The following is a 26,770-nucleotide window of genomic DNA, read 5'->3' as shown; positions in this document are numbered from 1 at the left end:
GAGCGGTGAAAAAAACAGCGCAAATTTAATCCTCTGTGCGCAATCAGGATGATCCTTAGCGCTCTGCGGTTGTCGTCAGCCCATTGATGCCCGATAATAGGCAGCTTTCATCTTTATCAGGCGAAATAATGACCGATTACCTGCTTCTTTTTATTGGCACAGTGCTGGTGAACAACTTCGTTCTGGTGAAGTTTCTCGGCCTCTGTCCCTTTATGGGCGTTTCCAAAAAACTGGAAACGGCGATTGGCATGGGACTCGCCACAACTTTCGTGATTACGCTGGCCTCGATCTGTGCGTGGCTGGTGAACCACCTTATTCTGTTGCCGCTGGACCTCGTCTATCTGCGCACCATGGCTTACATTCTGGTGATCGCCGTCGTTGTACAGTTCACCGAAATGGTGGTACGCAAAACCAGCCCGGAACTCTATCGTTTATTGGGAATATTCCTGCCGCTTATCACCACCAACTGTGCGGTGCTGGGCGTACCGTTGCTGAGCGTTAACCTGAATCACACCTTCCTGCAAGCCGCGTTATATGGTTTCAGCGCATCAATTGGTTTCTCGCTGGTGATGGTACTGTTTGCCGGTATCCGCGAACGGCTGGTGCTGGCCGATGTTCCCGCACCTTTTAAAGGTTCATCCATTGCGCTGGTGACCGCCGGTCTGATGGCACTGGCCTTTATGGGCTTCAGTGGACTGGTGAAATTCTGATGACTGCGGTTTGGATTGCTATTGCGGTACTCAGTGCGCTGGGCCTGTTGTTCGGTGGCTTGCTGGGCTACGCTTCGCGCCGGTTTAACGTTGAAGATGACCCAATTGTCGAGCAGATTGATGCGATCCTGCCACAAAGCCAGTGCGGCCAGTGCGGCTATCCCGGTTGCCGCCCGTATGCTGATGCGGTAGGCAATAACGGCGAGATGATCAATAAATGCGCCCCCGGCGGCGAGCAGACGATGCTTAAACTGGCTGCGTTGCTCAACGTCGATCCTCAACCATTAGGCGATGAAGCTGCCCGCCAGCCAGAGCGCAAAGTCGCCTGGATTGATGAAGAGAACTGTATCGGCTGTACCAAATGCATTCAGGCCTGCCCGGTTGACGCCATTGTCGGCGCCACCCGCGCGATGCACACCGTACTCAGCGATGTCTGCACCGGCTGCGACCTGTGCGTTGCGCCCTGTCCAACTGACTGTATAGAGATGCGTCCCGTCGCCACGACCACCGATAACTGGAAGTGGAATCTGCACACTATCCCGGTCAGGGTTATTCCTGTGGAACACCATGCGTAATTTGTTCAAGCGGTTCAAAAAAGATCCATTATGGGATTTCGCCGGCGGTATTCATCCGCCGGAAATGAAAACGCAGTCTAACGGCACGCCTCTGCGCCATTTGCCACTGCCTGCGCAGTTCATTATTCCCATCAAGCAGCATATCGGCCATGAAGGTGAACTGCGGGTTAAGCCCGGCGATAAAGTGCTACGCGGCCAGCCATTGACCTTTGGTCGTGGCCGCATGCTGCCTGTCCACGCCCCCACGTCAGGTACAGTCGACACTATCGCTCCGCATATTACCGCGCACCCTTCCGCGCTGGCCGAACTGTGCATTTTTATCACTCCAGATGGTGAAGATCGCTGGGGTGAGCGTCAACCGCTGACTGATTATCAACAGATTGATCGCCGTGAGATTATTGAACGTATCCATCAGGCAGGCGTGGCCGGCCTGGGCGGCGCGGGTTTCCCGACGGCAACCAAATTAAAGGGTGGCCTGCATGGCGTGAACACCCTGATTATTAACGCCGCGGAGTGCGAACCCTATATCACTGCCGATGATCGTTTGATGCAGGACTGCGCCGCGGAAGTGCTGGAAGGCAGCCGTATCCTTGCCTGGGTATTACAAGCCGATCGGGTGCTGATCGGCATTGAGGATAACAAGCCTGAAGCTATCACGGCGCTGAAACAGGCGCTGGGCAGCGCGAAAGATCTGCACATTCGGGTCATCCCGACCAAATATCCCTCCGGCGGTGCCAAACAATTGACCAAAATTCTGACCGGTCTGGAAGTACCGCACGGTGGGCGTTCAACGGATATCGGCGTGCTGATGCAGAATGTCGGGACCGCCTATGCGGTCAAGCGCGCCATCATTGATGGCGAGCCCCTGACTGAACGGGTGGTCACGCTGACCGGAGAATCAGTGCGCCGGCCAGGTAACGTCTGGGGACGGTTGGGGACGCCAGTCAGTCACCTGCTGCACCAGGCTGATTTCACTCCAGTGGCGGATCAGATCGTGGTCATGGGCGGTCCGCTGATGGGCTTTACCCTGCCGACGCTTGATGTGCCGGTAGTCAAAATTACTAACTGTATTCTGGCGCCTTCGCTGAACGAGACCGGCGCGCAGCAACCAGAGAAATCCTGCATCCGCTGTAGCGCCTGTGCCGATGCCTGTCCAGCCGGGTTATTGCCACAGCAACTTTACTGGTACAGCCGCGGCGGCGACCATGACAAAGCGCGTGAACACCATATTGCCGACTGCATTGAATGCGGCGCCTGTGCTTATGTCTGCCCGAGTAATATCCCGCTGGTGCAATACTATCGCCAGGAGAAGGCGGAAATCCGTGCTATCGATCTTGACGCTGAACGTACCGCCCAGGCGAAAGCGCGCTTTGAAGCGCGTCAGGTACGGCTGGAGCGTGAGAAACTGGCGCGCGAGGCTCGCCACCAGCAGGCGAAACATAGTGTGAGCCAGAGTAATCCAGCCGCAATCAGTGCCGCGCTTGAACGTGTCAAGGCGAAAAAACAGGCAGAAGACGCCGGGGCGATAAGCCAGGCCAGCCAGCCAGAAAGTGCCGCTGCGCTGGCCCAGCGTGAAGCACGCCATGCTCAGGCCCTGGCGCACCATGCCGAAACGCAGGCCGAGACCGAACCCGCCACCCGTCAGGCTGACGACCCACGCAAAGCAGCGGTGGCAGCCGCTATCGCTCGCGCTAAAGCGAAAAAAGCCGCGCAGGATGCGCAAGAAACCACTCAGTCTGCGGCGCAGGAAACGCCACCGGCTGAAACCAGCAATCCATCCGGACTAAACAATGAGACGGCGGCACCACCCGCTGACGACCCACGCAAAGCGGCGGTGGCAGCCGCTATCGCTCGCGCTAAAGCGAAAAAAGCCGCGCAGGATGCGCAAGAAACCACTCAGTCTGCGGCGCAGAAAACACCACCGGCTGAAACCACCGGTCAATCCGAACGACAAAATGAGACGGTGGCGGCGCCATCCGACGATCCACGCAAAGCGGCGGTAGCCGCCGCCATTGCCCGTGTAAAAGCGCGCAAAGCGCAGCAGCATTCCACGCAAGAGGATTAAATGGCTTTTCGTATCGCTAGTTCGCCCTACACGCACAACCACCGCAGTACTAACACCATTATGTTACTGGTGCTGCTTGCCGCGATACCGGGTATTGCCGCCCAGTGGTATTTTTTCGGCTGGGGCAACATTATTCAGGTGCTGATTGCGGCCGTGGCCGGTATTGCGGCAGAAGCACTGGTACTCAAACTGCGCAAGTTGCCGCTGGCGAAAACGCTGGGGGATAATTCAGCCCTGCTCACCGCCTTGTTGCTCGGCGTCAGTATTCCCCCACTGGCGCCATGGTGGCTGATTGTTATCGGTACCGTTTTCGCCGTGGTGATAGCCAAGCAATTGTACGGCGGGCTGGGCCAGAATCCGTTTAACCCGGCAATGGTTGGCTATGTGGTGTTGCTGATCTCCTTCCCTGTGCAGATGACCAGCTGGCTGCCGCCGGAAACACTGCAATCAATAACCCCTGGTTTTATCGATTCACTGAGTATGATTTTCCATGGTCATACCCTGGACGGTCATACCATGCAGCAGTTACAAATGGGTGTTGATGGCATCAGCCAGGCAACCCCGCTGGATAACTTTAAAACCGGTTTACGCGCCGGACACAGCGCTGAACAACTGCTGGCTCAGCCGATTTACAGCGGGGTCATTGCCGGTGTCGGCTGGCAGTGGGTCAATATGGGCTATCTGCTGGGCGGCCTGTTCCTGTTGTTCACTAACAGTATTCGCTGGCATATCCCGCTCAGCTTCCTGTTGTCGCTGACGCTGTGCGCCACCCTGGGCTGGCTGTTATCGCCACAGAGTCTGGTCTCCCCCGTCGTACACTTGTTCTCCGGCGCGACCATGCTGGGCGCGTTCTTTATCGCCACCGATCCAGTGACCGCCTCCACCACCAATAAAGGGCGGCTGGTTTATGGCGTACTGACGGGTCTGCTGGTCTGGTTGATCCGCAGCTTTGGCGGCTACCCCGACGGCGTAGCCTTCGCCGTGCTGCTGGCGAACATCACGGTACCGCTGATCGATTACTACACGCAGCCGCGTGTTTACGGCCACCGTAAGGAGAAGTGATGCTGGATGCCATTCGTAAAAACGGCGTGACGCTGGCGATTTTTGCTGCGGTGACCACCGGACTGACCGCGGTTATCAATACTGTGACCAAATCAACCATTGACCACCAAACCGTGTTACAGCAGAAAACACTGCTGGATCAGGTGGTTCCGCCGGAAATGTACAACAACGCGATGCAACAGGAATGTTACCTTGTCACCGATCCGGCGCTGGGCAACGGCAGCCCGCATCATCTTTATCTGGCGCGGAAAGATGGCCAGCCAGTGGCGGTAGCCGTTGAGACCACCGCGCCAGACGGTTATTCTGGCGCTATTCAGATGATTGTCGGCGCCAACTTTACGGGTAAAGTACTGGGCGTAAGGGTTATCGAACATCATGAAACACCGGGTCTTGGCGATAAAATCGAGCTACGCATTTCCAACTGGATCAACAGCTTTAATGGTGTACAGTTGAGCGGTAAAGATGACAAGCGTTTTGCGGTGAAAAAAGACGGCGGTGATTTCGATCAATTTACCGGGGCGACGATTACCCCGCGCGCCGTGGTCAATGCGGCAAAACGCACGACGCTGTTCATTGAAACGTTACCGGAGAAGCTGGCTTCGTTACCAACCTGTGGAGATTCCAATGAGTGAAGCAAAAACACTGCTGATCGGCGGATTGTGGAAAAATAACTCGGCGCTGGTACAACTGCTGGGGCTGTGTCCGCTGCTGGCAGTCACCTCCACCGCTACCAATGCGCTGGGGCTGGGGCTGGCGACCACCATGGTACTCACCTGCACCAATAGCGCGATTTCCGCTTCACGCCGCTGGGTGCCGGCAGATATTCGTATCCCGATCTACGTGATGATCATCGCCGCGGTGGTGAGCTGCGTACAGATGCTGATCAATGCTTACGCTTATGGTCTGTATCAATCGTTAGGGATCTTCATCCCGCTGATCGTCACCAACTGTATCGTGGTAGGACGTGCTGAAGCTGTCGCCTCACGCAGCAGTGTGCCGCTGGCGGCGCTGGATGGCATGGCCATTGGTCTGGGTGCCACCAGTGTGATGGTGGTGTTGGGGTCAATCCGCGAAATCATTGGTAACGGCACCATCTTCAATGGCGCCGATCAGTTACTTGGCCCGTGGGCGAAAGCGCTGCGTATCCAGGTGGTCCATTTTGATTCACCCATGCTGCTGGCGATGCTGCCGCCGGGCGCTTTTATTGGTTTGGGGATGCTGCTGGCCGCGAAATACCTGATTGATAACAAAATGAAACAGCGTGCTGCCCGTAAAGCGGAACAACAAACCCAACAGACACTGGAAGGAAAAGCGAGTGCGTTGTGAATAAGGATAAACGCCTGCAAATTTTGCGTCGATTGCGGGATAACAACCCGCATCCCACCACCGAACTGGTGTTCACCACCCCGTTTGAACTGTTGATTTCGGTGCTGCTTTCCGCCCAGGCCACGGATGTCAGTGTCAACAAAGCCACCGCTAAACTCTACCCGGTGGCTAACACCCCTGCCGCCATGCTGGAACTGGGGGTGGACGGGGTCAAAAAGTACATCAAGACCATCGGCCTGTATAACAGCAAAGCGGAAAACATCATTAAAACCTGCCGCATCCTGCTGGAAAAACATCAGGGTGAAGTGCCGGAAGATCGCGCCGCACTGGAAGCTCTGCCTGGCGTGGGCCGTAAAACGGCTAACGTAGTACTGAATACGGCCTTTGGCTGGCCGACTATCGCGGTGGATACACATATTTTCCGTGTCAGCAACCGGACCAATTTTGCGCCTGGCAAGAATGTCGAGCAGGTGGAAGATAAACTGTTAAAGGTGGTGCCGAATGAATTCAAAGTTGACTGTCACCACTGGCTGATCCTGCATGGTCGCTATACCTGCGTGGCCCGCAAACCACGTTGCGGTTCCTGCATTATTGAAGATCTGTGCGAATTTACCGATAAAGTGGATTAAGCCGCTCGCCACATGGCTTAATCCGACGACTTTATGCTTTGACCAACGCCCGGGTTTTATCCAGCAGGAAAGGCCGCATGTAGCCAACCGTATTGGAAAGCAGCACCACCTCTTCCGCCAGACGGATCTTCAACACCTCCGTGACATAGCGCTTCCTTGCCTGCATTCTTTGCCATACCTGCGGATAACGCTCCGCCAGTTCCTGGCGCAGTGCGGCATCGGCCAGTCCAACGGTATCTTCAATGCTGCTGCCGCCATAGCCTTTCACCGCAGGAATAATGTCTATCTGAAACAGCATGCCGCTTTCCAGCCTGATGGTTGAATTTTCCCACACCGGTGAACATAACCACTCTTCATCGGCCACCAGATGCCCGGGATTGAGATGCCATCCCGCTGTTTTCTTTGGCAGTACGCGTTCCACCGCCTGGTACAGCTCACCGCCAGTGATGCCGGTGCGCAGGGTTTCCAGCCAGGTGACGACGGCATGATAATAAGGCGTGGCCACTCGCGAGAGATAATCCGCCACATTTTCCGGCAGTTCCTCTGCCGTAGCCACTACATACGCCGCCCGGCTGGTCAGACCGCCCTTAAAGCCGACGGTCAGTGAGAACTTGTCGCCACGGTGGATGGTTTTATCACCGGGATAGAGACTGGCATGCGCAAACCGCTCCCCCGTCGCGGCAATCATTATCACATTATTGGGCTGTCCTGAGGACGCGAGCAGGTGCCCAATCTCCTTTTCAGTTTTGCCGATCTCAATAGCATTCAACGCGTTCAGGACATTGGTCGAGGCCAGATTCGCGCCGTATTCGTAAAACGCCACCTCACTGGCGCTATTTCGGCAACGCACACCGTATGCGGGTGAGATAAACAGGCTGGTCACATTGCTCACATTCCGCCTGCCACCTGATGCAACACTGACAGCATCAAGGATAAAAGCAGGCACATCAAATGGCTGCGCTCCGTCCCGCCCGGTAAACAGTTTCCAGCCCACCACTCCCGTCCTGCTTTGCCCTGTCAGCCCACATTCCGCCAACAGCTCAGCCAGCGGTTTATCATTATCCATCGGTTGATTAGGCAGTGAGAACACCGGCGCATGCAAGCAGGCTCCCGGATTACGGGCAAAAGGCACCAGCTTCAGGTTTTCATTGCCCATGATGTAAGTCAGGCTCCCCTTCGCGTTGACCACCAGCAACGCCTCTTCAAAGCGCGGGATAAAACCAGCGAGATACTCAAAGTTTGCGCCATGTTCTTTGTCTGCATACACCACCAGATAATCCAGTGAATCCCGCACCATCGCCGCCAACACTTTTTCAAGGCGCTGATGCATGACGTTACCGGGAATGACGGGCGTGGGCAGTTGGCTAAAAGTCGCGGGTTCGGGAACAGGTTTCAGGGCATAGCGGGTCATGGGCGGTTCTCCTGGGTCAATACGACTGGCGAAAGAGATAACGCACCTTATCCCACCTGACGTCCGGCAATATAGATCTGGGTTAAAAAAACAGGCCACCGAGGCGAAAAAGCGGCTGAACCATCAGAACGTTGACCGCCCCGTCCCCAGGCGGTGTCTGCATCAGACACGAAGTTTGATGAAACCGCCGTGAAAGGTGATCGCCGCCCAGTTACAACAGAGTAATCCGCGCCACCAGCACCACTATGTTCTCGCTAAAAGGTGCCCGTCACGGCGCCAGCGGGCAGCCGGATGGCATGACGACAACCGGTCATAACCGAACAATTTTTTTCTGAACGTTCCGGGTTGATAAGCGGTTTTGTAGCGTCCACGTTGCTGTAACTCCGGTACCACCAGGGTAATAAAGTCAATGTAACTTTGTGGATTGACGATGCGCGTCAGGTTGAAACCATCGATATCGGCGGCGTCCAGCCAGTTAATCAGTTGATCGGCAACCTGAGACGGGCTGCCGACAATCAGCGCATAACGGCTCCCCAGCGCATGCTGCGCCAACAGTTGTCGGCGGGTCCAGCCACTGTAGGCTTTACTGACCGATTCAATCGCCCGGGTGGCCCCGGTCTGAATCGGTTCATCCAGGTCAAACTGCGCCAGATCGATGCCGGTTGAACTGGAAAAGTGGGCAATACCGGCTTCCGGACTGGCATAGCACAGGTACTCGCGGTGTTTCTCCCGGGCTTCCTTCTCCGTTGGCGCGACGATCACCGAGATGCCCATAAAGACCTTCAAATCCTCCGGCTGACGTCCGGCGTCACGTACGGCCTGCCGCAGTTTATCCACCTGACTACGCATCGCCTGCGGGGTACTGCCGTTGACAAAGGAACATTCCGCATGACGGGCAGCGAAGCGTAGGCCACGCGCTGAGCTCCCCGCCTGGAACAACAATGGCGATCCGCCAGCACCGCATCCTCTTCCCAACTGCCTTCCCACAGTTGGTAACTGACATCGAGAAACTCATCCGCCTGATCGTAACGCCGATCATAGTCCAGCAGTTGGCGCTGGCCCATGGCCCGCGCCGCACTGTCCAGATAGCCGGTCACAATGTTCCAGCCCACCCGCCCACCCGTCAGGTGATCGAGGGTGGAAAAACGGTGCGCAAACGGATAAGGCGCTTCATAGCTGAGATTGACCGTCAGGCCGAATCCTGCGGATTTATGCCCGCCGTCTGGGTCGGCCGCAACTTAAGCTCAGTGAAGACGCGCTGGCGACGTTGATGGACTACCCGTGGCCGGGGAATATCCGCGAATTGGAGAATACGCTACATAACGCGGTGCTGCTGAGCAGAGAACCGTTGATTACCCCGGCGCAACTGCGGCTCAGCCCGGTCAATGGCCCTGTAGCAGTCCATGCACGGGAAGACTCGCTTGATAACTTTATGCGTCAGCAGTTACAGGATACCCGCAGCCCGGTCTGGCAACGTGTGACGTCCGCGCTGGTACGTAACGCTTTTGAAATGAGTAACAGCAATCAGTTGCAAACCGCCTCGCTGCTGGGCATCAGCCGCAACACCCTGCGCACCCATCTTGCCCACCTCGGCCTGATCAAGCCGCGCCGACGCCTGGCGGGGAGTTCTCAACGGGTCAGTCCCGCCGGAACGGATAACGAACGCGAACTGCGGGTGGGGTATCAGAAATTCGGCAACCTGGGGATCCTCAAAGCCCGTCAATCGCTGGAAACTCAGTTCGCCAGCCTTGGGGTCAGCGTCTTGTGGAGTGAGTTTCCCGCCGGGCCACAGTTGCTGCATGCGCTGAATAACGGTGAAATCGATTTTGGCACCACGGGTGAAGTGCCGCCGCTGTTTGCTCAGGCCAGCAATCAGCCATTGCTGTACGTCGCCTGGGAGCCAGCAGCGCCGCAAAGCGTGGCCCTGATGGTCGCCAGAGACAGTCCCATCCACACCCTGGCTGATCTGCGCGGTAAGCGAATTGCCGTGAATAAAGGCTCGAACGTGCACTACCTGCTGCTGCAAATCCTTGAGGAAGCCGGCATGACACTGGAAGACATTCGTGTGGTTTATGCCCCGCCGAAATACCCGCTGACCCCCAGCGACCACCACGCGGTGGATGCCTGGATGATGTGAGATCCGCTGCTCAGCGATGCCGAAGAGAGTGGTCAACTCCGGGCACTGGCCAACGGCGTTGAGCGAGTCAACAACCACCAGTTTTATCTCGCCCATCGCAATTTTGCCGCCCATTCAGCCGATTTATTGCATGCGCTGCTCTTCGCACTGGAACAGACCGGGCGTTATATCGATGCCAACCGGACAGACGCAGCCACGCTGCTCTCTGCCGAGTTAGGACTGACCACACCTGCGTTAATCCGCGCCCTGTCACGGCGAAGCCATCAGACCCTGCGTATGGATCTGCATATCATTCGTCAGCAGCAGATCATTGCTGATCGCTTTTACGCACTGGGTCTGCTGCCACGGGCTATCAAGGTCAGGGACGCAGTCTGGCAAGAATGAGTTTTTCTGCTAACGATATGATTTTTACTCATTAAACGGATTTATCACCGTTTGCTATGTTGCGCTGACACCAACTCGTTTTCAGGGAAATATGATGAAAAAATATCTGCTTAGCGGCCTGATTACCGCAGCATTATTGACCAGTACCATCCAGTCATCACAGGCGGAAACCGTCCCCAAAACAGTGAATATTGGCTATCAGAAGGCCAATATCTTCGCGCTGCTAAAATACCGGGGGACACTTGACACAGACTTCAAAAAACAGGGGATTGCCGTGCACTGGGTGGAATTTCCGGCCGGACCACAGATGCTGGAAGGGCTGAATGTCGGCAGCATCGATCTGGCCGCCACCGGTGATGCGCCCCCGGCTTTCGCCCAGGCCGCTAAAGCTGACCTGGTCTATCTGGCTCACTCCCCGGCTAACCCGAAAACAGAGGCTATCGTGGTGCCGGAAAACTCAGCTATCAAAACCGTTGCTGACCTCAAAGGTAAGCGGGTGGCGCTGAACAAGGGATCAGATGTCAATTATCTGCTGGTCAGCGCGCTGGAAAATGCCGGGCTGAGCTACCAGGATATCACCCCGGTTTATCTGCCGCCTGCCGATGCCCGTGCGGCATTTCAGCGTGGTGCGATTGATGCCTGGGTTATCTGGGATCCATATTATGCCGAAGTGGAAACCAATGCGAAGGCTCGCCTGGTGAAGAATGCGGAAGGCCTGGTACCGCACTACACGTTCTATCTTGCCAGCCGTAAATTTGCCGAAACTTATCCGCAGACGGCGAAACAGGTGGTTGATGAGCTGAGCTCGCTGAGCGACTGGGCGAATAAAAATCCACAACAAACGGCAAAAATTCTCGCTACCTCCACAGGTCTGCCGCAACCCATCTGGCAACGCTCCATCAGCAGAATGCCGTTTGGTGCCGAACGCATGACCCCGGAGGTCTTTAAAGAGCAACAACAGCTGGCGGATAAATTCAGCCAGACTGGCCTGCTACCGGTGAAAATTGACGTTAACAGCGCGAGATGGTCGCTGGATAAGCAATAACATCGGATCAGCGCAGCATTTTACTCTGTGGTGACAGACCTCCAGTGCCAATAGTCCGGTACGCGGGCCGCAATAATGACGTTATTAATCATCGCAGAATAGATACAGTTTATGATTTGTTGATGTTACAGGGGATAGTATCAATACCCGGTGATGCGACCCATCACGAGTATGCAAAATTTACTTCCTTCCCGCCAGCCCGCGCAACGGGTAACTGGCGGGTTTTTTATCTATTCAAGCTTATCCGGCAAGCTCCTCGTCATCCTGTTCAGGATAAAGCCCGAGCCACCATTTTTACTATATCTTCAGCGGGTATCGTTGATAATTTGCTTTTACTCGCCGTCTCCAGTGTTCCACCGGAATAGTCAGCAGCATAAAGAACCTGGTGAAGTTCAGCATCCTGTTGAGGAATACTCGCATTGGGTTGTTTAGCCAGAAAAAGGCCGACTGTTTTTGTGCGCAACGCGGTGGCAATATGCAGACATCCTGTATCAGGCGTAATTAGCACAGCAACATTATTTATGCGTTCAGCCAACTCTTGCAGTGATGTTTTACCAATGTGGTCTACCACATTGCTTTTAAACTCTTCATCCAGGTGGCGAAAAAAATCTGTCGATAGATGTCTCTCAGCCGGGTTCCCGAACAAATGAAAAGTATATTCTGGATTTTTTCTCGCGATTTCTTCAACAACAATCGCTGCGGTCTCGGTAGGGAAATAACGCCCCACCCCTGATGCACCTAACTGTATACCCACACTTTTTCCACTACCGGACTTCGGCCCAACGGGCGAGGGATAGAACATATCTTTCCCGGTAATCCTTACCCCTAACGTTCCGACAAGTTCTAAATTATTTTTAACGGGAGGGAAGCGCCCTCCAATAACAGACGCATCACAAACACTGAGCAACACTTTTTTTTCATTACCAAAGTAATGTTTCAGCAGGCAATAAACACCCGCACAGGTTAATACAATAAAACCATATGGATTTTTAGAATGAAAAATGATACCCAGTTCCGGACGGTATTTACGAAGAAGACACCCGATCTTAATGGATGAAAAAACACTTTCCTCCATATACATCACGCTATCTATATAAGGACAATCAGCGATAAGACCTTTATTCTTTGGGCTTATGACGGCCATTATTTTCACCGCGGGATTGGCATCTTTAAGCGCCCTTATCGCTGGCGTACAAAATAAAAAATCCCCAAGCCGTTTGTTGTTTATTACTACAATATTCTTTGTTTGGGCAAAATCTAAACGATCCGGGCTGATTCGTGAACTTCTTCTGAAGAGATTGAGGATCCCTCCCAATATTTTCATTTTACGTTCAAAAGTAGACATTTCCGTATCCTAAACGTCATAACAGTCAAATTCTACATCAACACACCCGGTGCACCAATCCCGACATGAAATTCAACCGGGTGTGGCGGTGGAGAAGCAGAGCGACAGTGGCCTGCCGGATGGGGTAACCCACTGATAACGGTGAAAACATATGCCCTCTTTTCTTCAGGTCATTTGTCTCTGCACGCGAAGCAAATTGATGATATTTTTACCTGGAACGTCCCAAATTTGCCCCACTTTGATTTGAATAACGCAACAAAATACAATTAAGGTATTGATATGTCGAAGGAAATAATAAGAGTTGAGCCAGTAGCGCACCGCATGTCTGAAGCGGTCATCTACAATGATACGATTTATTACACCAGCGTTCCGGAAAATCTGGATGAGGATGCACAGGCGCAAACGGCTAATGCCCTGGCGGTCATTGACCGTACCCTTACCCAACTCGGCTCGGATAAAAGCCGTATCCTGGACGCCACCATCTTTCTGGTAAATAAAGAAGACTTTCCGGCCATGAATCGCGCCTGGGATGCCTGGGTTTCGCCAGGCAACGCGCCCGTACGCTGCACCGTGCAGGCCGGACTGATGAACCCGAAATATCGGGTAGAAATCAAAATTGTCGCGGCGAAGTAGTTAACACCGGTGCTTTAGCGCGACGGCGCGAAAAGCACCTGTCTGCCCGCTGGCGATGAAAAGACACACCGAACATCGTGACGACAACCGTCCACCACCCTGAGTCGATGCGGTTTGAGTGGTTTTAATACTTCACGATCATACTGCGCGTAACGGATACCCCGCTCCAGCCGGTAACGTCCCTGACTATCAGCCGCGCAGGACTTATCAAGAATCCGGTAATACACGCCCCGCCCCTTGCCATGATCGTCGCCGCCTTCAAGATAGCTGATGTCTGCCGCCCGATACCGCTCCCGCGCACCGGCCACTTGCTGGGTTAGCCATCCCGGTACACGGTTCAGTCCATACTTCCAGTCGTTAATTGACAGGCAGTCAGTGGTGTCCTGACGTCGGTCAAAATAGAGCCAACTGCCAGGATCGCCAATCACATAACGCAGGTGCACACCCTCTGGCGGTCTGGCAAACGCCACATAGTGTTGCACAAACTGCCCGCCAGCGGAGAAACCCGCCAGGGTGACTTGCCGCAATGCCGGCCAGTGTTGCTTCAGCTGCGCAATCAACTGGTCTATAGCCTGAAATGCGCTTAATTTCCCCTTGCTATCCAGCCCACCCTCAAGCCAGCTGTGGCAGTTCCACAGCGTATCAGCCGGTAATGCCGCGGGCAGGCCTGGCGAATCACAGTGGCTGGACTGAGCGGCGGAAACCTGAAAAAACGGGGCGATAATCGGCACCTGACGGGCGGCAGGATTATCGTGCGCAGCCAGCAAGGCTGCATCCAGAGTGGCACCGATGTCCCGTGGATGACCGTGCATCACAATCAATACCGTGGTGGTATTTTTTGTGGCCGGCAGGTTGGCGATAAAGTAATGAAAATTGCCTGCGGCATCGCTGATAGTGAAGGTTTGTTCTGTTACTCCTGCAGGCCAGTCAGCCGCAATGGCCTGCGAAAAATAACTCAAACCACAGCACAGTAAACCGCCCCAAATTCCCCGTAGAATAGCTTCTGTTTTCTTCTGCAAGCGGCTCTCTTGTCGCACCGTTACTCCACGTCGTCCTCATCATCTTCAAAACGAACGGCTATCATCTCTCCGGTGTGCGTTTCGCGGATTTCCGCCGCCACCACTTGAATCGCCTGACCGCTGCTCATTCCTTCAGACATCAGTTCCTGAATGCGTTCAACCGCCTGTTGCTGCTGCTCATGCGACAGCGCCGGTAAGCCAGTAATCATCACTCCTCCTGTTGAAATACGCGGATTATTTCACCCGAAACAAACAGATGCCAGCGACAGAAAAATATGTCAGGCTTAGCACCTGTTATGGTATCGATCTGCTTAAATTTTATGTCGCCTGTTTATTATTCTCTGAAGTATACCCCGGAAGCGCTTGAGGATCTGTTTGCATGTATCTCCGGACAACCATGGGCGATGCTGCTGCATTCAGGTTTTGCCGCTCACAGTGATAATCGCTTTGATATTATGGTCGCTGACCCGCTACGTACCCTCACTACCGTGGGCGAAACCACCCGTATCGCGGATGCGCAAAGCGTGGTGGAAAGCCATGAAGATCCGCTGGCCCTGTTACAGAATACACTGAAAACCTGCGGGCTGGAGGCTGAAGAAAGCAGCAACGTCCCTTTTCAGGGCGGTGCGTTGGGTCTGTTTGGTTATGATTTAGGCCGCCGATTCGAAAAACTTCCTCAGCAAGCGTTACAGGATCTTCAGACACCGGATATGGCTGTCGGTATTTATGACTGGGCGTTGATTGCCGACCATCATCTTAAGACATTGACGCTGGTCGATCATGGCGGCACCCAGGCCCGGCTAAACTGGCTGAACGCTCTGCAGCCGCCACGCCATGTTGACGCGTTCTGCCTGACCAGCGCGTGGCAGTCGAATATGACTCGTCAGCAATATGGTGAAAAATTCCGTCGGGTACAGGCGTTATTACGCAGCGGCGACTGTTACCAAATCAATCTTGCTCAACGCTTTCAGGTTGGCTATCGCGGGGATGAATGGCAAGCCTTTCAGTTGTTGAATAAGCAAAACCGGGCGCCTTTCAGTGCGTTTATTCGGCTACCAGAAAGTACGATTTTAAGCCTGTCACCAGAACGTTTCCTGAAAATAGCCGACGGCAAAGTAGAAACCCGACCGATAAAAGGCACACTTCCCCGTCTTAGCGATCCACAAGCCGATCAGCGACAGGCTGAGAAATTAGCGCAATCGCCCAAAGACCGCGCGGAGAATCTGATGATTGTTGATCTGCTACGCAACGATATAGGTCGCGTGGCAAGCCCTGGCAGTGTCCGGGTTCCTGAATTGTTTGTGGTGGAGCCTTTCCCTGCGGTTCATCACCTGGTCAGTACCATTACCGCCACCCTGAAACCTGAACTGCATGCCTGCGATCTGCTACGCGCCTGTTTTCCTGGCGGTTCTATCACCGGCGCGCCGAAAATCCGGGCAATGGAAATCATTGACGAGCTGGAACCCCACCGGCGTAATGCCTGGTGCGGCAGCATCGGTTATCTCAGCGTTTGTGGCCGGATGGATACCAGTATCGCCATCCGGACGATCACCGCAGAAAGAGAACAACTGTACTGCACCGCGGGCGGTGGGATCGTCGCCGACAGCCTTGAGCAGGCGGAATATCAGGAAACCTTCGATAAACTGAATTGCATTCTCCCCTGTCTGGAACAGTGCGATGTCTGACGCTTCTCTGACTCTGGCTCAGTTTATGAGCCGCTTTGCGCTTCAGCGTCCCACACGTCAGGCGGCATCACTAGCCGCCCGGCGCGCCGCCGTGTTAGTCCCGATTATCGATCGCCCACACCCCACGCTACTACTCACCCAGCGGGCAGCGACGTTGAGGAAACATCCAGGGCAGGTCGCCTTTCCGGGCGGTATGGTAGACAAAGAAGACAGTTCACTGATCGTGACCGCGCTGCGCGAAGCCGAGGAAGAAGTGGCGATTCCCCGCGCCAGTGTGCGCATCGTCGGCGTGCTGCCTGCGGTAATCAGCAGCAGCGGTATTCAGGTTACGCCGGTGGTCGGTATTTTGCCTGAAACGGTGCGCTGGCATGCCAGCACAGGGGAAGTCGCATCGGTATTTGAAATCCCCCTGCAGGAAGCGCTGAATCTACATCGTTACTCCCCGCTCGATATTCAGCGTCATGGTCTGCCCCATCGGGTATGGATTTCATGGTTTGAGGATTATTTCATCTGGGGAATGACCGCCGGGATCATTCGTCAACTCAGCCTGCAGGTGGCGAAATAACCGCGTACCCAATGATTCACTTGAGCTGAATGAAACAGTACTGACCCCCACCATTTTTAAGCAAAAATAAGGCCAAAAAACCCAATAAACCACTGCACAATCAGGCAAAATAATTTATATTATCGCGCAAATTATCAGGGCGTCCGGTGTCGCATCATTCTCGCGCTTTACCTGAGTTAAGACAGGGCATTTCTCAACACAGAGCGGTCAGTCACCTCGTCTGTTACCATTATATTATGACCCTTAGCGGATTAATTTATTTCATGCGATGATCTTTCGCCGGATGATTATTATTACCGTGTCAGTTTCCGGATGCCTCCAGTTACGCGGTTAAGGAGCAAAGTGTGATTAGCGTTTTCGACATGTTCAAGATAGGCATAGGTCCATCCAGCTCTCACACCGTGGGCCCAATGAAAGCGGGCAAACAATTTGTTGACGATCTGCTAAAGCGTGATGCTCTGGAAAGCGTCACGCGCATCACCGTAGAGATTTATGGTTCGTTATCGCTGACCGGGAAAGGCCACCATACTGATATCGCCATTATTATGGGATTATCCGGCGCTTCACCAGAAAGCGTGGATATCGACAATATCCCCGGCTTTATCCGTGACGTTGAACAGCGCCAGCGTTTACTGCTGGCTAATGGTCGTCATGAAGTCGATTTCCGTCGTGAGGACGGCATGGTGTTTCGCGGCGATAATCTGTCACTGCATGAAAACGGTATGCGCATCAGCGCCTTTTCCAATGAGGCGTTAGTCTACAGCAATACCTATTATTCCATCGGCGGCGGATTTATTGTTGATGAAGAACACTTCGGTCAGCCCACGCTGAATGAAGTCTCGGTGCCCTATCCGTTCAACTCAGCCAACGCGCTGCTGGCTCATTGCCATCAAACGGGCCTGTCGCTTTCCGGCCTGGTAATGAAAAACGAGCTCGCCCTGCACAGCAGGGCCGATATTGAACGTTATTTTGCCGATGTCTGGCAAAATATGCGCGACTGTATCGATCGCGGTCTGAATACTGAGGGCGTACTGCCCGGCCCGCTACGTGTGCCTCGTCGCGCCTCTGCTCTGCGCCGCCTGCTGGTTTCTTCCGACAAGCTTTCCAGCGATCCCATGAACGTTATCGACTGGGTCAACATGTTTGCCCTGGCCGTCAATGAAGAGAATGCCGCCGGTGGCCGTGTGGTCACCGCACCGACCAACGGAGCCTGTGGCATTGTCCCGGCGGTGCTGGCGTATTACGATCATTTTATTCAATCCGTCAGTCCGGATATTTTTATCCGTTACTTTCTTGCGGCGGGAGCTGTGGGCATCCTGTATAAAATGAACGCCTCAATCTCGGGGGCCGAAGTGGGCTGCCAGGGCGAAGTGGGCGTCGCCTGCTCAATGGCGGCGGCCGGTCTGGCTGAACTGCTGGGAGCAAGCCCGGAGCAAGTCTGCGTAGCGGCAGAGATAGGCATGGAACATAACCTCGGGCTGACTTGTGATCCGGTTGCCGGCCAGGTTCAGGTACCTTGTATTGAGCGCAATGCTATCGCGGCGGTTAAGGCTATCAACTCAGCCAGAATGGCGATGCGGCGGACCAGCGAAGCTCGCGTTTCGCTGGATAAGGTCATTGAAACCATGTATGAAACAGGCAAAGACATGAATGCCAAATACCGCGAAACTTCGCGTGGGGGGCTGGCTATCAAGGTGCAGTGCGACTGATTCACGCCGCCAGCTATCAGGTTAATATCAAATTATCCCATCGCGCACGCATACTGTCTGTGCCCCCGACTAACCTGAGTTATTCATCCAGGTCATCATCCACCGGGCGTATGCGGGTCACTCGTACCAGATCGATACGGTAGTCCGTCGCCTCCATTATCTCGAATCGTAGCGACGGCAGCTCAATAATTTCGCCCACCACCGGCAACTGGCCTTTCTGTGCAATCAATAGCCCCGCAAGCGTGGCATGATCATCATCCGGATTAACCAGTACCTGAGTATCCAGCACCTGCTGCAACGAGTGCAAATCGGTGCCCCCCTTCACCAACCAGCCCTTGTCATCAGCGATAATATCCGGGGTTTCATCTTCGTCCGGGAACTCACCCGCAATCGCTTCCAGCACATCCAGCGGCGTAATCAATCCCTGTACCACGCCAAACTCGCTGGTCACCACGACGAAACTGCCTTTCGCCCGCCGCAGAACACCCAGCAAGTTAATCGGATCCAGCGTTTCTGGCACGATAATGGGCGGGGTCGCAGCCGCAAATGCCGCCACATCAATGTCATTCCCCAGCGCCACCAGGAGTTCCTTCGCCCGCACCACGCCGATGATTTCATCCAACTCGCCCCGGCAGACAGGAAACAGACTGTGCGGGGTATCCAGCAGTTGCATACGGATTTCATCAGGTGAACGCGTGGCATCGACCCAGGAGATATCGCCACGCGGTGTCATGATACTGCGCACCGAGCGAGAAGCCAGGGTCAACACACCGCTGATCATGTAACGTTCTTCGTCTTTAAACGCTTCCTGAGGTAAATGTTTTGCCGCTGCTGCCCCTTCACTGTTATTCGCTTCCCGGCTACGGCTTCCCCCTATCATGCGTAAAATCGCCTCAGCAGTACGTTCACGCATCGGTCTGCGGGCCTGGTTGCGCATGAAGTTAACCCGCGCAATCTGGTTAAACAACTCGATAAGGATCGAGAAACCAATGGCGGCGTAGAGGTAACCTTTTGGAATATGGAACCCAAAACCTTCGGCAACCAGACTCAGGCCAATCATCAGCAGGAAACTCAGGCACAGCACCACGACCGTCGGATGCGCATTGACGAACTGGGTCAGCGGTTTTGAGGCCAGCAACATCATCCCCATGGCTATCACCACGGCGGTCATCATAATCGCCAGATTGTTGACCATCCCGATGGCAGTGATCACCGCATCAAGCGAGAACACGGCATCCAGTACCACAATCTGAATCACCACGACCCAGAAGCTGGCATAACCTTTGTGACCGCTATCACTGTGATCGCGGTTTTCCAACCGTTCATGCAGTTCCATGGTGGCTTTAAATAGCAAGAACACGCCCCCCACCAGCAGGATCAAATCACGGCCAGAGAAACCAAATTCGCCTACACTGAACAACGGGCGAGTCAGGGTCACCATCCACGAAATCAGCGATAACAGACCCAACCGCATGATCAATGCCAATGAGAGACCAATCAGTCGTGCATGATCCCGCTGCTTTGGCGGTAACTTATCGGCAAGAATGGCGATGAACACCAGGTTATCAATGCCCAGCACGATCTCCAGCACGACCAGCGTCAGGAGACCGCCCCAAATTGCGGGGTCCAAAAGAAATTCCATTACAGACTCCAAAAAAAGGAACGAGGAAACACAGCAGGCGAATAATAATAATAGATGAGCGCACAGCGTGAAAAAACGCCAGAAACATGAAAGTCGTCAGGTGGCGGGGTAAAACCAGCCGGATGGCCTGGTAGTATGATTAAGCGACGTCGGTGACAGTCCATAAGGAGGCCAGCGGCCCGTTACTCCACGGTTAAAAAGGGTGTCTACTCTAAACAGCGGCTCCGACGACGTCAAAATATTTTCTTTACTATGTCCGCGGCAGCCCTTTTAGTGCTGCTCTTTTAAGCAAAGGCGCCAGAAGATGATATCAGCGTCTAAATAGCTGAGCACGGTCACATAATTTATTTTTTCGCAGACTAAAATAAATCCCGTCTCAAAATTTGGGGTTATGGCGGTTAAGCAGCAATAATGAATTTAACCGTCGTTCAAAAAAATGTCCGTCTCGATTCATGCTGCATGCTATGGCATCTGGCTGAATACTCGCGCGGCTCGCCAGCATTTCGGGCTGCAGAATAATGTATAAGGAGGTAGCAAGTGACTATTGCTATTATAATCGGTACGCATGGCTGGGCGGCAGAGCAACTGCTGAAAACCGCAGAAATGCTCCTTGGGGAACAGCAAAACGTTGGATGGATTGAGTTTGTTCCCGGCGAAAATGCGGAAACCCTGATTGAGAAATATCAGGCAAGGATGGCCGATTTAGACACCAGCCAGGGGGTCCTTTTTCTGGTCGATACCTGGGGAGGCAGCCCGTTTAACGCCGCCAGCCGTATTGTGGTTGATAAAGAAAATCATGAGGTTATCGCTGGGGTGAATATTCCGATGCTGGTGGAAACCTTAATGGCTCGCGATGATAACCCCACTTTCGCAGAACTGGTTGCTCTCGCGGTTGAAACGGGCCGTGAAGGCGTAAAAGCCCTGAAGGCTAAAGAACCGGAACCAGTCGCCCCCGTCACAAGCACCGCCGCCCCGGCTCCAGCCAGTGTCGCACCTGCTGCCGCACAAAAACCACTGGGCCCCAATGACCATATGAAAATCGGTCTGGCCCGTATTGATGATCGCCTGATCCACGGCCAGGTCGCCACGCGCTGGACGAAAGAAACCAACGTCAGTCGTATTATCGTGGTGAGCGATGAGGTCGCGGCGGACCACGTTCGTAAAACGCTGCTCACTCAGGTTGCGCCTCCCGGCGTGACGGCTCACGTAGTGGATGTTGATAAAATGATCCGTGTATGGAACAACCCGAAATACGCGAATGATCGCGTCATGCTGCTGTTCACTAACCCTACTGACGTCGTACGCCTGGTAGAAAACGGCGTGACAATTACCAGTGTCAATATTGGCGGTATGGCATTCCGCCAGGGTAAGACACAAGTTAATAACGCGGTATCCGTTGATGAAAAAGATATCGACGCCTTTAAAAAATTGCATGAGCGTGGGATTGAACTGGAGGTGCGTAAAGTCTCCAGCGATCAGCGTCTGAAAATGATGGACCTGATTGGCAAAATAGCCAATTAAGACAACCATCCATTTATTGCCTGACGCGTCAGGTTTAACTCAGTTCACGAATATCATAGGAGAAGTGCAATGGAGATTACCACTCTTCAAATTGTACTGATATTTATCGTTGCTTGTATTGCAGGTATGGGATCCATTCTCGATGAGTTTCAGTTCCACCGCCCACTGGTCGCTTGTACGTTAATCGGCATAATTTTAGGTGACATGAAAACCGGTATCATTATCGGTGGTACGCTGGAAATGATTGCATTGGGCTGGATGAACATTGGTGCCGCAGTGGCGCCTGATGCTGCCCTCGCCTCAATTATTTCAACCATCCTGGTTATCGCTGGCGGACAGAGTGTCGGAGCAGGTATCGCGTTAGCTATTCCGCTGGCGGCAGCCGGTCAGGTTCTGACGATTATCGTCCGGACAATAACCGTGGCTTTCCAGCATGCAGCGGATAAAGCCGCTGAAAAAGGCAATCTTAGCGCCATCTCCTGGATTCACGTATCTGCCTTGTTACTGCAGGCAATGCGTATTGCTATTCCTGCGCTGATTGTTGCTGTTTCTGTCGGTACCAGTATTGTACAGGGCATGCTCGAATCAATCCCGGAAGTGGTAACCAACGGCCTGAACATCGCTGGCGGTATGATTGTCGTGGTGGGTTACGCCATGGTTATTAACATGATGCGTGCCGGCTATCTGATGCCTTTCTTCTACCTTGGCTTCGTTACTGCGGCCTTTACTGACTTTAACCTGGTGGCGCTGGGTGTCATTGGGGTCGTCATGGCGATACTGTATATCCAACTGGCTCCAAAATATAACCGCGTGGCGGGTGAACAGGCTTCCGGCCCGGTAACTAACGACCTCGATAACGAATTAGATTAAAGAAAGGGTGAATAAAATGGTTGATACAACAACAACTACTACGCCTGTCGGCACGCAGAAAAAACTAACTCCGGGTGATATTCGTGGCGTGTTCATCCGCTCTAACCTGTTTCAGGGGTCATGGAACTTCGAACGTATGCAGGCACTGGGCTTTTGCTATTCAATGGTCCCGGTAATTCGTCGCCTGTATCCTGAGAATAATGATGATCGCCACCAGGCAATTAAACGCCATCTGGAATTCTTTAACACCCATCCTTATGTGGCTGCCCCGGTACTGGGGGTCACGATGGCAATGGAAGAACAACGCGCCAATGGCGCCCCTATCGACGATGCGGCCATCAACGGCATTAAAGTCGGGCTAATGGGCCCACTGGCCGGTGTGGGGGACCCTATCTTCTGGGGGACCGTTCGTCCCGTGTTCGCGGCTCTGGGGGCGGGTATCGCCATGAGCGGTAGCCTGTTGGGGCCGCTGTTATTCTTCATCCTGTTCAATCTGGTCCGTTTACTGATTCGCTATTACGGCGTGGCTTACGGCTATCGTAAAGGTGTGGACATTGTCGGCGACATGAGTGGCGGTTTCCTGCAAAAACTGACCGAAGGCGCGTCTATTCTTGGCCTCTTTGTCATGGGGGCCCTGGTCAACAAGTGGACACACGTAAACGTACCGCTGGTCGTCTCGCGTATTACTGATCAGACAGGGAAAACCACCGTCACCACCGTGCAGTCTATTCTGGACCAACTGATGCCGGGATTGATCCCATTGCTGCTGACATTTGGTTGTATGTGGTTATTGCGCAATAAAGTGAATGCGCTATGGATTATTATGGGCTTCTTTGCTATCGGTATCTTCGGTTACTGGATAGGCCTGTTAGGCGTGTAATAACCGATGCCGGGGCGTTAATCCCCGGCATTTATCAGAGACCAGCCGGAATCGCTTTGAGCAAAACGATCCCGGCTGTTTTTTTAGAGGAAAAAAAATGTCACTGACTGATTATGTCATCGTGCTATTTATCACCTTGTTGCTACTGTACGCGATTTACGACGAGCTGATTACCGATCGCCTGAACGGCAAAACGGGGTTGAAGGTGTTGCTGCAGCGGAGAAATAAGCTGGACAGTCTGATTTTCGTCGGTCTGATTGCCCTTTTGCTGTATCAAAATGTGCATAATCACGGCCCGCAGATAACCACCACCCTGTTACTGGTACTGATATTTGTCTCACTTTATCTGTTCTGGTTCCGCAGCCCCAAACTGCTGTTCAAGGCCGGGGGATTTTATTACGCCAATATCTTTATTGCTTACCGCCGGATTAAAAGCATGAACCTGTCAGAAGATGGCATTCTGGTCATTGAACTGGAAAAACGCCGCTTACTGATCCATGTCAGAAAACTGGATGACCTGGAAAACATTTACCAGTTTATGGTTGAGCAGCGCTAGGCGCCTTGCGCCGCCATAAGCGTAGCGTAAAGTCGGTTTCACAGACAAACTCACTGGCGGTTACCAACACGCCCCAAACTTCCGGACGCGCACGCCATGCCAACGGCGTCATCTGCAGCAACGCGGCTGACTCTTCACTGTTCAGTAACAGTGGATAGTTCAGCGAGTGCTGCTCCACCCGTTCAAAACCGTCCATCTGTTCTGGTGTTTCATCATGTAGCTTCACATCCTGATAAATCAGCGCCTTGAACTGGATCAAATGACGTGGCCCCGGCGTCACAGTCAGGACATAGCCATTATCTTTCACAACCCGGGCCAGCTCTTCCGCTTTGCAGGGAGCATAAATACGCAGAACAGCATCAAACTGAGCGGCGGCAAATGGCAGGCGATGGCTGGAAGCAACACAAAATTCGACATTATGATAACGCTTAGCGCCAAATCGCACCGCGACCTTAGAAACATCCAGGCCATAAATTTTCGCCTCACCCCGCGCCTGCAGACGTTTAGCCACCTCATGGGTGTAGTAGCCTTCTCCACAACCAATATCCAGCAGACTGACCCCGGAGTTTGAAAGTACACGCTCAAAAAGTTCGCATACCTTCTGTTGGAGTGGCTGATAGTGCCCGGCATCGAGAAATTCACGCCGCGCCAGTAGCATATCGGTGCTGTCACCAGGCTGGCGGGATCTTTTATGCTGTACCGGCAACAGATTGACATAGCCCTCTTTAGCGCAGTCAAACTGGTGCCGGTTCTCACAGCGCCAGGCGGCCGTATCAAAGCGTAAGGGCTGATGACAAAGGGGGCACTGATACGACATAACACTTCTCCGGCAACATTGAAGACGGCAGTTTACCGGAAAGCAGTCAGCAGCGGCAGATTTTCTCGCCGCCACAGGAAAAGCCCTGCCATTTCTGGCAGGGCTTTGACATTCAGAGTATTGCCTGATTACACGCCATGCGGGCAATAACAGGCTCAGTTCGAAAATTAGATAGCGGTAACGTTCACTGCTGCAGGACCTTTCTGACCATCCTGAATTTCGAACTCAACGTTCTGGCCTTCAGCCAGCGTTTTGAAACCATTCCCCTGGATTGCAGAGAAGTGTACAAACACATCTTTGCTACCGTCAGCAGGAGTGATGAAACCAAAACCTTTAGACTCGTTGAACCACTTAACCTGACCTTTAATCTTTGCCATTTTGCAAATTCCTTAGTGTGTTAATTCGCCCGAGGGCTTACGTACAGAAAAACCAGAGACACTACTGCATGAGGCACGAATTAAGGCTCGGCAAGGAAGCGGTATTCAACATAACGTCTTTACTCAGAACTTCTTTACTGAAGATGCCATACATAAACAGAACTGTACCTCGTTTAACCCAGAAAGCGTTATTACATATTCGTTTATTAATGGCAAGTCATTTTTAAACAGTGATAGAGATGTCGCACACAATTGAAACGGGTTTGGCATGGATCACACATTACGTATGGATTACTGATAACGTAACGGTAAAACCGAATTCTATGGCCTAAATAATCCAGGTCGCAAGACGGCGGTAAACGAGATCGGCCCGATTCACACAGATAAGCGAACCGGGGCCAACGCATCTGCGACCTGGACTCAGGTCGGGTACGCAGGCCCAACCGTTACTCACCATGTGATGATTATCATCGCTCACCAAGACTGTTCACCCGACTTCACGTTGCCGTCAGCATAGTCTGAGTTTATTGCACAATTATGTCATTGCTTACGCATAAAAATCATTTGAACACCACGATCATAAGTTAAAAATTGGTCAACTATGGCGAAACACAAAGAACCCTTTGATAAATGTCCATTTTAATTGCACCAAAAACAGGAAAGTGTCATTCAGATTGCCCCATTTAAATGCATAAAAACGCTTCTATTAATTACTGGCCCTGTCGGTAATATATTTTAATTATTAGATGCAGTTCTCATTTCTGTCACAGACTAATTTAAATGTTCTGAGATTATTCCTGGTTTAAATTATTCAACGTTCTTTTTGCCCCAATTCTCCATGCCTGGAAACGAGCCTCATCCATACCCGCGGCTTGCATCGCGGCAGATAAAACTTTCGGTGGATCATCAAGTGATTCATCGGCCAGTTCAAATACGCCCCAATGGATAGGAATACTCAGTGGCTGTCCCAACGCCTGATGCAGCAATACCGCCTGCTCCGGATCCATATGCTTCCCCTTCATGAACCATTTTGGGGCGTAAGCGCCTATCGGTAAAGCCGCCAGATTGAAGGGCCCCAGTCTGGACGGTATCTCTAATAGAGTTTCCGCATAACCACTATCACCGGTAAACCACATATTCAGTCCTTTATGTCGCAGTACCCAGCCGCACCATAATGAACGATTGCGATCCCACAGCGTCCTCATGCTCCAGTGGCGAGCTGGAACAGCATGGACGACCGTCCCGTCTGCCATTTCGGTACTTTGCCACCAGTCAAGCTGCACAACACGCGTTGCGCCAAGCCGGATGAACCAGGGCTTTAGCCCGAGCGGCACCACGAACAGCACATCAGGAAAGAACTTAAGTATTTTTTTTATCGTGGGCCGGTCAAGGTGATCATAGTGGTTGTGTGAAATCAGTACGTAATCCAGTGATGGCAAGTCCTCTATCTTTAACGGGGCTGGCGTCTTGCGCGACGGCCCGTAAAAGCTCACCGGCGAAGCTCGCTTCGACAATATCGGGTCAATCAGAATATATTTCCCGGCTAAACGCAGCATCAGACAAGCATGCCCCAACCACCAAATCGCCGAATCCTCACCGGAAAGATCCGCGGGCTGCCACCATTGTTCGGTAAAACGGGCATAGCCTTGTGCCGGGGGAAAAGGCAACCCTTCAGCTTTACGCGCTTTGCGCCAACGTTTCAGATCGCTTCGCTGCTGCGGGTCCTCATCGATATTGCAAAAACCATCAGGCGTGTGATGCGCCTTGAGGGGATCATACCAGGGATTTAACCACATTATAAAAGCTT

Annotated in this window: 25 protein-coding genes and 2 pseudogenes; 17 read left to right on the top strand and 10 right to left on the bottom strand. The window is 53.1% G+C overall.

The window, feature by feature from the left end; all coding sequences use genetic code 11:
• Positions 1–128 precede the first annotated feature (128 nt).
• From rsxA to nth, 7 genes are read left to right on the top strand one after another with little or no spacing between them, the layout of a single operon-like run.
• Positions 129–710, top strand: a complete 582-nt coding sequence (gene rsxA / locus EH228_RS00445; protein ID WP_152319734.1) for an electron transport complex subunit RsxA — start codon at positions 129–131, stop codon at positions 708–710.
• A complete protein-coding gene (rsxB, locus tag EH228_RS00440; RefSeq protein ID WP_152319733.1) occupies positions 710–1,285 on the top strand; it encodes an electron transport complex subunit RsxB in 576 nt (191 codons plus the stop codon). Before rsxA ends, rsxB begins: the two co-directional genes overlap by 1 nt.
• Positions 1,278–3,350, top strand: coding sequence for an electron transport complex subunit RsxC (gene rsxC, locus EH228_RS00435; RefSeq protein ID WP_152319732.1), 2,073 nt, complete (start codon positions 1,278–1,280; stop codon positions 3,348–3,350). Before rsxB ends, rsxC begins: the two co-directional genes overlap by 8 nt.
• The gene (gene rsxD, locus EH228_RS00430) at positions 3,351–4,412 is read left to right on the top strand and encodes an electron transport complex subunit RsxD (RefSeq protein ID WP_152319731.1); all 1,062 of its coding nucleotides are present in this window, start codon (positions 3,351–3,353) and stop codon (positions 4,410–4,412) included.
• Positions 4,412–5,044 (top strand): electron transport complex subunit RsxG, encoded by a 633-nt coding sequence (gene rsxG / locus EH228_RS00425; protein ID WP_152319730.1) that lies wholly within the window; start codon positions 4,412–4,414, stop codon positions 5,042–5,044. Before rsxD ends, rsxG begins: the two co-directional genes overlap by 1 nt.
• The gene (locus tag EH228_RS00420) at positions 5,037–5,738 is read left to right on the top strand and encodes an electron transport complex subunit E (RefSeq protein WP_152319729.1); all 702 of its coding nucleotides are present in this window, start codon (positions 5,037–5,039) and stop codon (positions 5,736–5,738) included. Before rsxG ends, EH228_RS00420 begins: the two co-directional genes overlap by 8 nt.
• Positions 5,735–6,367, top strand: a complete 633-nt coding sequence (gene nth, locus EH228_RS00415; RefSeq protein WP_152319728.1) for an endonuclease III — start codon at positions 5,735–5,737, stop codon at positions 6,365–6,367. Before EH228_RS00420 ends, nth begins: the two co-directional genes overlap by 4 nt.
• 31 nt (positions 6,368–6,398) lie before the next feature.
• Here nth and EH228_RS00410 read toward each other — a convergent pair whose 3' ends face one another.
• Positions 6,399–7,778, bottom strand: coding sequence for a M24 family metallopeptidase (locus EH228_RS00410; RefSeq protein ID WP_152319727.1), 1,380 nt, complete (start codon positions 7,776–7,778; stop codon positions 6,399–6,401).
• Between the two features lie 243 nt (positions 7,779–8,021).
• Positions 8,022–8,980, bottom strand: a pseudogene (locus EH228_RS00405) (LLM class flavin-dependent oxidoreductase); the annotation flags it as partial.
• Between EH228_RS00405 and EH228_RS00400 the strand changes: the two are divergent.
• Together EH228_RS00400 and EH228_RS00395 are read left to right on the top strand one after the other, a co-directional pair.
• A pseudogene (locus tag EH228_RS00400) lies at positions 8,980–10,299 on the top strand (sulfonate ABC transporter substrate-binding protein); the annotation flags it as partial. The pseudogenes EH228_RS00405 and EH228_RS00400 sit on opposite strands and share 1 nt — an antisense overlap.
• Positions 10,300–10,393: 94 nt before the next feature.
• Positions 10,394–11,344, top strand: coding sequence for a sulfonate ABC transporter substrate-binding protein (locus tag EH228_RS00395; protein WP_152319726.1), 951 nt, complete (start codon positions 10,394–10,396; stop codon positions 11,342–11,344).
• A 268-nt stretch (positions 11,345–11,612) separates the two neighbouring features.
• Here the strand turns inward: EH228_RS00395 and EH228_RS00390 are convergent, their stop codons facing one another.
• Positions 11,613–12,689, bottom strand: coding sequence for a glycosyltransferase family 9 protein (locus EH228_RS00390; protein ID WP_152319725.1), 1,077 nt, complete (start codon positions 12,687–12,689; stop codon positions 11,613–11,615).
• 279 nt (positions 12,690–12,968) lie between these two features.
• Between EH228_RS00390 and EH228_RS00385 the strand changes: the two genes are divergently transcribed.
• Positions 12,969–13,322, top strand: coding sequence for a RidA family protein (locus tag EH228_RS00385; protein ID WP_152319724.1), 354 nt, complete (start codon positions 12,969–12,971; stop codon positions 13,320–13,322).
• 14 nt (positions 13,323–13,336) lie between these two features.
• Here the strand turns inward: EH228_RS00385 and EH228_RS00380 are convergent, their stop codons facing one another.
• Together EH228_RS00380 and EH228_RS00375 are read right to left on the bottom strand one after the other, a co-directional pair.
• Complete coding sequence (locus tag EH228_RS00380) at positions 13,337–14,359, bottom strand: hypothetical protein (RefSeq protein WP_152319723.1); 1,023 nt, start codon at positions 14,357–14,359, stop codon at positions 13,337–13,339.
• 2 nt (positions 14,360–14,361) lie between these two features.
• Positions 14,362–14,550 (bottom strand): YoaH family protein, encoded by a 189-nt coding sequence (locus tag EH228_RS00375; RefSeq protein WP_152319722.1) that lies wholly within the window; start codon positions 14,548–14,550, stop codon positions 14,362–14,364.
• Positions 14,551–14,661: 111 nt separating this feature from the next.
• Between EH228_RS00375 and pabB the strand changes: the two genes are divergently transcribed.
• The 3 genes from pabB to EH228_RS00360 all read left to right on the top strand — a co-directional run bounded on the left by pabB (position 14,662) and on the right by EH228_RS00360 (position 18,300).
• Positions 14,662–16,026 carry an aminodeoxychorismate synthase component 1 gene (pabB, locus tag EH228_RS00370; RefSeq protein WP_152319721.1) on the top strand — a complete coding sequence of 455 codons (1,365 nt, stop codon included), beginning with the start codon at positions 14,662–14,664 and terminating at the stop codon, positions 16,024–16,026.
• Complete coding sequence (locus EH228_RS00365; protein WP_152319720.1) at positions 16,019–16,591, top strand: CoA pyrophosphatase; 573 nt, start codon at positions 16,019–16,021, stop codon at positions 16,589–16,591. Before pabB ends, EH228_RS00365 begins: the two co-directional genes overlap by 8 nt.
• A 344-nt stretch (positions 16,592–16,935) precedes the next feature.
• The gene (locus EH228_RS00360) at positions 16,936–18,300 is read left to right on the top strand and encodes an L-serine ammonia-lyase (RefSeq protein WP_152319719.1); all 1,365 of its coding nucleotides are present in this window, start codon (positions 16,936–16,938) and stop codon (positions 18,298–18,300) included.
• A gap of 79 nt (positions 18,301–18,379) precedes the next feature.
• Here the strand turns inward: EH228_RS00360 and EH228_RS00355 are convergent, their stop codons facing one another.
• Entirely contained in the window at positions 18,380–19,942 is a 1,563-nt protein-coding gene (locus tag EH228_RS00355) for a TerC family protein (protein WP_152319718.1), read from the bottom strand.
• A gap of 537 nt (positions 19,943–20,479) precedes the next feature.
• On the opposite strand from EH228_RS00355, the gene manX reads away from it, so the two are divergent.
• The 4 genes from manX to EH228_RS00335 all read left to right on the top strand — a co-directional run bounded on the left by manX (position 20,480) and on the right by EH228_RS00335 (position 23,769).
• Complete coding sequence (gene manX, locus EH228_RS00350; RefSeq protein WP_152319717.1) at positions 20,480–21,463, top strand: PTS mannose transporter subunit IIAB; 984 nt, start codon at positions 20,480–20,482, stop codon at positions 21,461–21,463.
• 69 nt (positions 21,464–21,532) lie between these two features.
• Positions 21,533–22,333: a PTS mannose/fructose/sorbose transporter subunit IIC gene (locus EH228_RS00345; protein WP_152319716.1), complete on the top strand. Its 801-nt coding sequence runs from the start codon at positions 21,533–21,535 to the stop codon at positions 22,331–22,333.
• 16 nt (positions 22,334–22,349) lie between these two features.
• Entirely contained in the window at positions 22,350–23,213 is an 864-nt protein-coding gene (locus EH228_RS00340) for a PTS mannose transporter subunit IID (protein WP_152319715.1), read from the top strand.
• A 97-nt stretch (positions 23,214–23,310) separates the two neighbouring features.
• Positions 23,311–23,769 carry a DUF986 family protein gene (locus EH228_RS00335; RefSeq protein WP_152319714.1) on the top strand — a complete coding sequence of 153 codons (459 nt, stop codon included), beginning with the start codon at positions 23,311–23,313 and terminating at the stop codon, positions 23,767–23,769.
• Here the strand turns inward: EH228_RS00335 and rlmA are convergent.
• The 4 genes from rlmA to EH228_RS00315 form a co-directional block, all read right to left on the bottom strand.
• Positions 23,750–24,586 (bottom strand): 23S rRNA (guanine(745)-N(1))-methyltransferase, encoded by an 837-nt coding sequence (rlmA, locus tag EH228_RS00330; protein WP_152319713.1) that lies wholly within the window; start codon positions 24,584–24,586, stop codon positions 23,750–23,752. The genes EH228_RS00335 and rlmA overlap by 20 nt on opposite strands.
• Before the next feature lie 167 nt (positions 24,587–24,753).
• The gene (gene cspE / locus EH228_RS00325; RefSeq protein WP_001062678.1) at positions 24,754–24,963 is read right to left on the bottom strand and encodes a transcription antiterminator/RNA stability regulator CspE; all 210 of its coding nucleotides are present in this window, start codon (positions 24,961–24,963) and stop codon (positions 24,754–24,756) included.
• 61 nt (positions 24,964–25,024) lie between these two features.
• Entirely contained in the window at positions 25,025–25,117 is a 93-nt protein-coding gene (locus EH228_RS20350; protein ID WP_240116200.1) for a DUF2627 domain-containing protein, read from the bottom strand.
• 637 nt (positions 25,118–25,754) lie between these two features.
• Positions 25,755–26,759: an MBL fold metallo-hydrolase gene (locus EH228_RS00315; protein ID WP_420841435.1), complete on the bottom strand. Its 1,005-nt coding sequence runs from the start codon at positions 26,757–26,759 to the stop codon at positions 25,755–25,757.
• Between the last annotated feature and the right edge of the window lie 11 nt (positions 26,760–26,770).

The organism is Erwinia endophytica, from assembly GCF_009295515.1.
GTDB classification, from domain to species: domain Bacteria; phylum Pseudomonadota; class Gammaproteobacteria; order Enterobacterales; family Enterobacteriaceae; genus Erwinia; species Erwinia endophytica.
This window is presented reverse-complemented; position numbering and strand designations above follow the sequence as displayed.

What these genes read in the sequence shown, in the direction of transcription:
- rsxA (WP_152319734.1), top strand. Translation starts at nt 129, where the DNA reads ATGACCGATTACCTGCTTCTTTTTATTGGCACAGTGCTGGTGAACAAC.
- rsxB (WP_152319733.1), top strand. Translation starts at nt 710, where the DNA reads ATGACTGCGGTTTGGATTGCTATTGCGGTACTCAGTGCGCTGGGCCTG.
- rsxC (WP_152319732.1), top strand. Translation starts at nt 1,278, where the DNA reads ATGCGTAATTTGTTCAAGCGGTTCAAAAAAGATCCATTATGGGATTTC.
- rsxD (WP_152319731.1), top strand. Translation starts at nt 3,351, where the DNA reads ATGGCTTTTCGTATCGCTAGTTCGCCCTACACGCACAACCACCGCAGT.
- rsxG (WP_152319730.1), top strand. Translation starts at nt 4,412, where the DNA reads ATGCTGGATGCCATTCGTAAAAACGGCGTGACGCTGGCGATTTTTGCT.
- EH228_RS00420 (WP_152319729.1), top strand. Translation starts at nt 5,037, where the DNA reads ATGAGTGAAGCAAAAACACTGCTGATCGGCGGATTGTGGAAAAATAAC.
- EH228_RS00410 (WP_152319727.1), bottom strand. Translation starts at nt 7,778, where the DNA reads ATGACCCGCTATGCCCTGAAACCTGTTCCCGAACCCGCGACTTTTAGC.
- EH228_RS00395 (WP_152319726.1), top strand. Translation starts at nt 10,394, where the DNA reads ATGAAAAAATATCTGCTTAGCGGCCTGATTACCGCAGCATTATTGACC.
- EH228_RS00390 (WP_152319725.1), bottom strand. Translation starts at nt 12,689, where the DNA reads ATGTCTACTTTTGAACGTAAAATGAAAATATTGGGAGGGATCCTCAAT.
- EH228_RS00385 (WP_152319724.1), top strand. Translation starts at nt 12,969, where the DNA reads ATGTCGAAGGAAATAATAAGAGTTGAGCCAGTAGCGCACCGCATGTCT.
- EH228_RS00375 (WP_152319722.1), bottom strand. Translation starts at nt 14,550, where the DNA reads ATGATTACTGGCTTACCGGCGCTGTCGCATGAGCAGCAGCAACAGGCG.
- pabB (WP_152319721.1), top strand. Translation starts at nt 14,662, where the DNA reads ATGTCGCCTGTTTATTATTCTCTGAAGTATACCCCGGAAGCGCTTGAG.
- EH228_RS00365 (WP_152319720.1), top strand. Translation starts at nt 16,019, where the DNA reads ATGTCTGACGCTTCTCTGACTCTGGCTCAGTTTATGAGCCGCTTTGCG.
- EH228_RS00355 (WP_152319718.1), bottom strand. Translation starts at nt 19,942, where the DNA reads ATGGAATTTCTTTTGGACCCCGCAATTTGGGGCGGTCTCCTGACGCTG.
- EH228_RS00345 (WP_152319716.1), top strand. Translation starts at nt 21,533, where the DNA reads ATGGAGATTACCACTCTTCAAATTGTACTGATATTTATCGTTGCTTGT.
- EH228_RS00340 (WP_152319715.1), top strand. Translation starts at nt 22,350, where the DNA reads ATGGTTGATACAACAACAACTACTACGCCTGTCGGCACGCAGAAAAAA.
- EH228_RS00335 (WP_152319714.1), top strand. Translation starts at nt 23,311, where the DNA reads ATGTCACTGACTGATTATGTCATCGTGCTATTTATCACCTTGTTGCTA.
- rlmA (WP_152319713.1), bottom strand. Translation starts at nt 24,586, where the DNA reads ATGTCGTATCAGTGCCCCCTTTGTCATCAGCCCTTACGCTTTGATACG.
- cspE (WP_001062678.1), bottom strand. Translation starts at nt 24,963, where the DNA reads ATGGCAAAGATTAAAGGTCAGGTTAAGTGGTTCAACGAGTCTAAAGGT.
- EH228_RS20350 (WP_240116200.1), bottom strand. Translation starts at nt 25,117, where the DNA reads ATGTATGGCATCTTCAGTAAAGAAGTTCTGAGTAAAGACGTTATGTTG.
- EH228_RS00315 (WP_420841435.1), bottom strand. Translation starts at nt 26,759, where the DNA reads ATGTGGTTAAATCCCTGGTATGATCCCCTCAAGGCGCATCACACGCCT.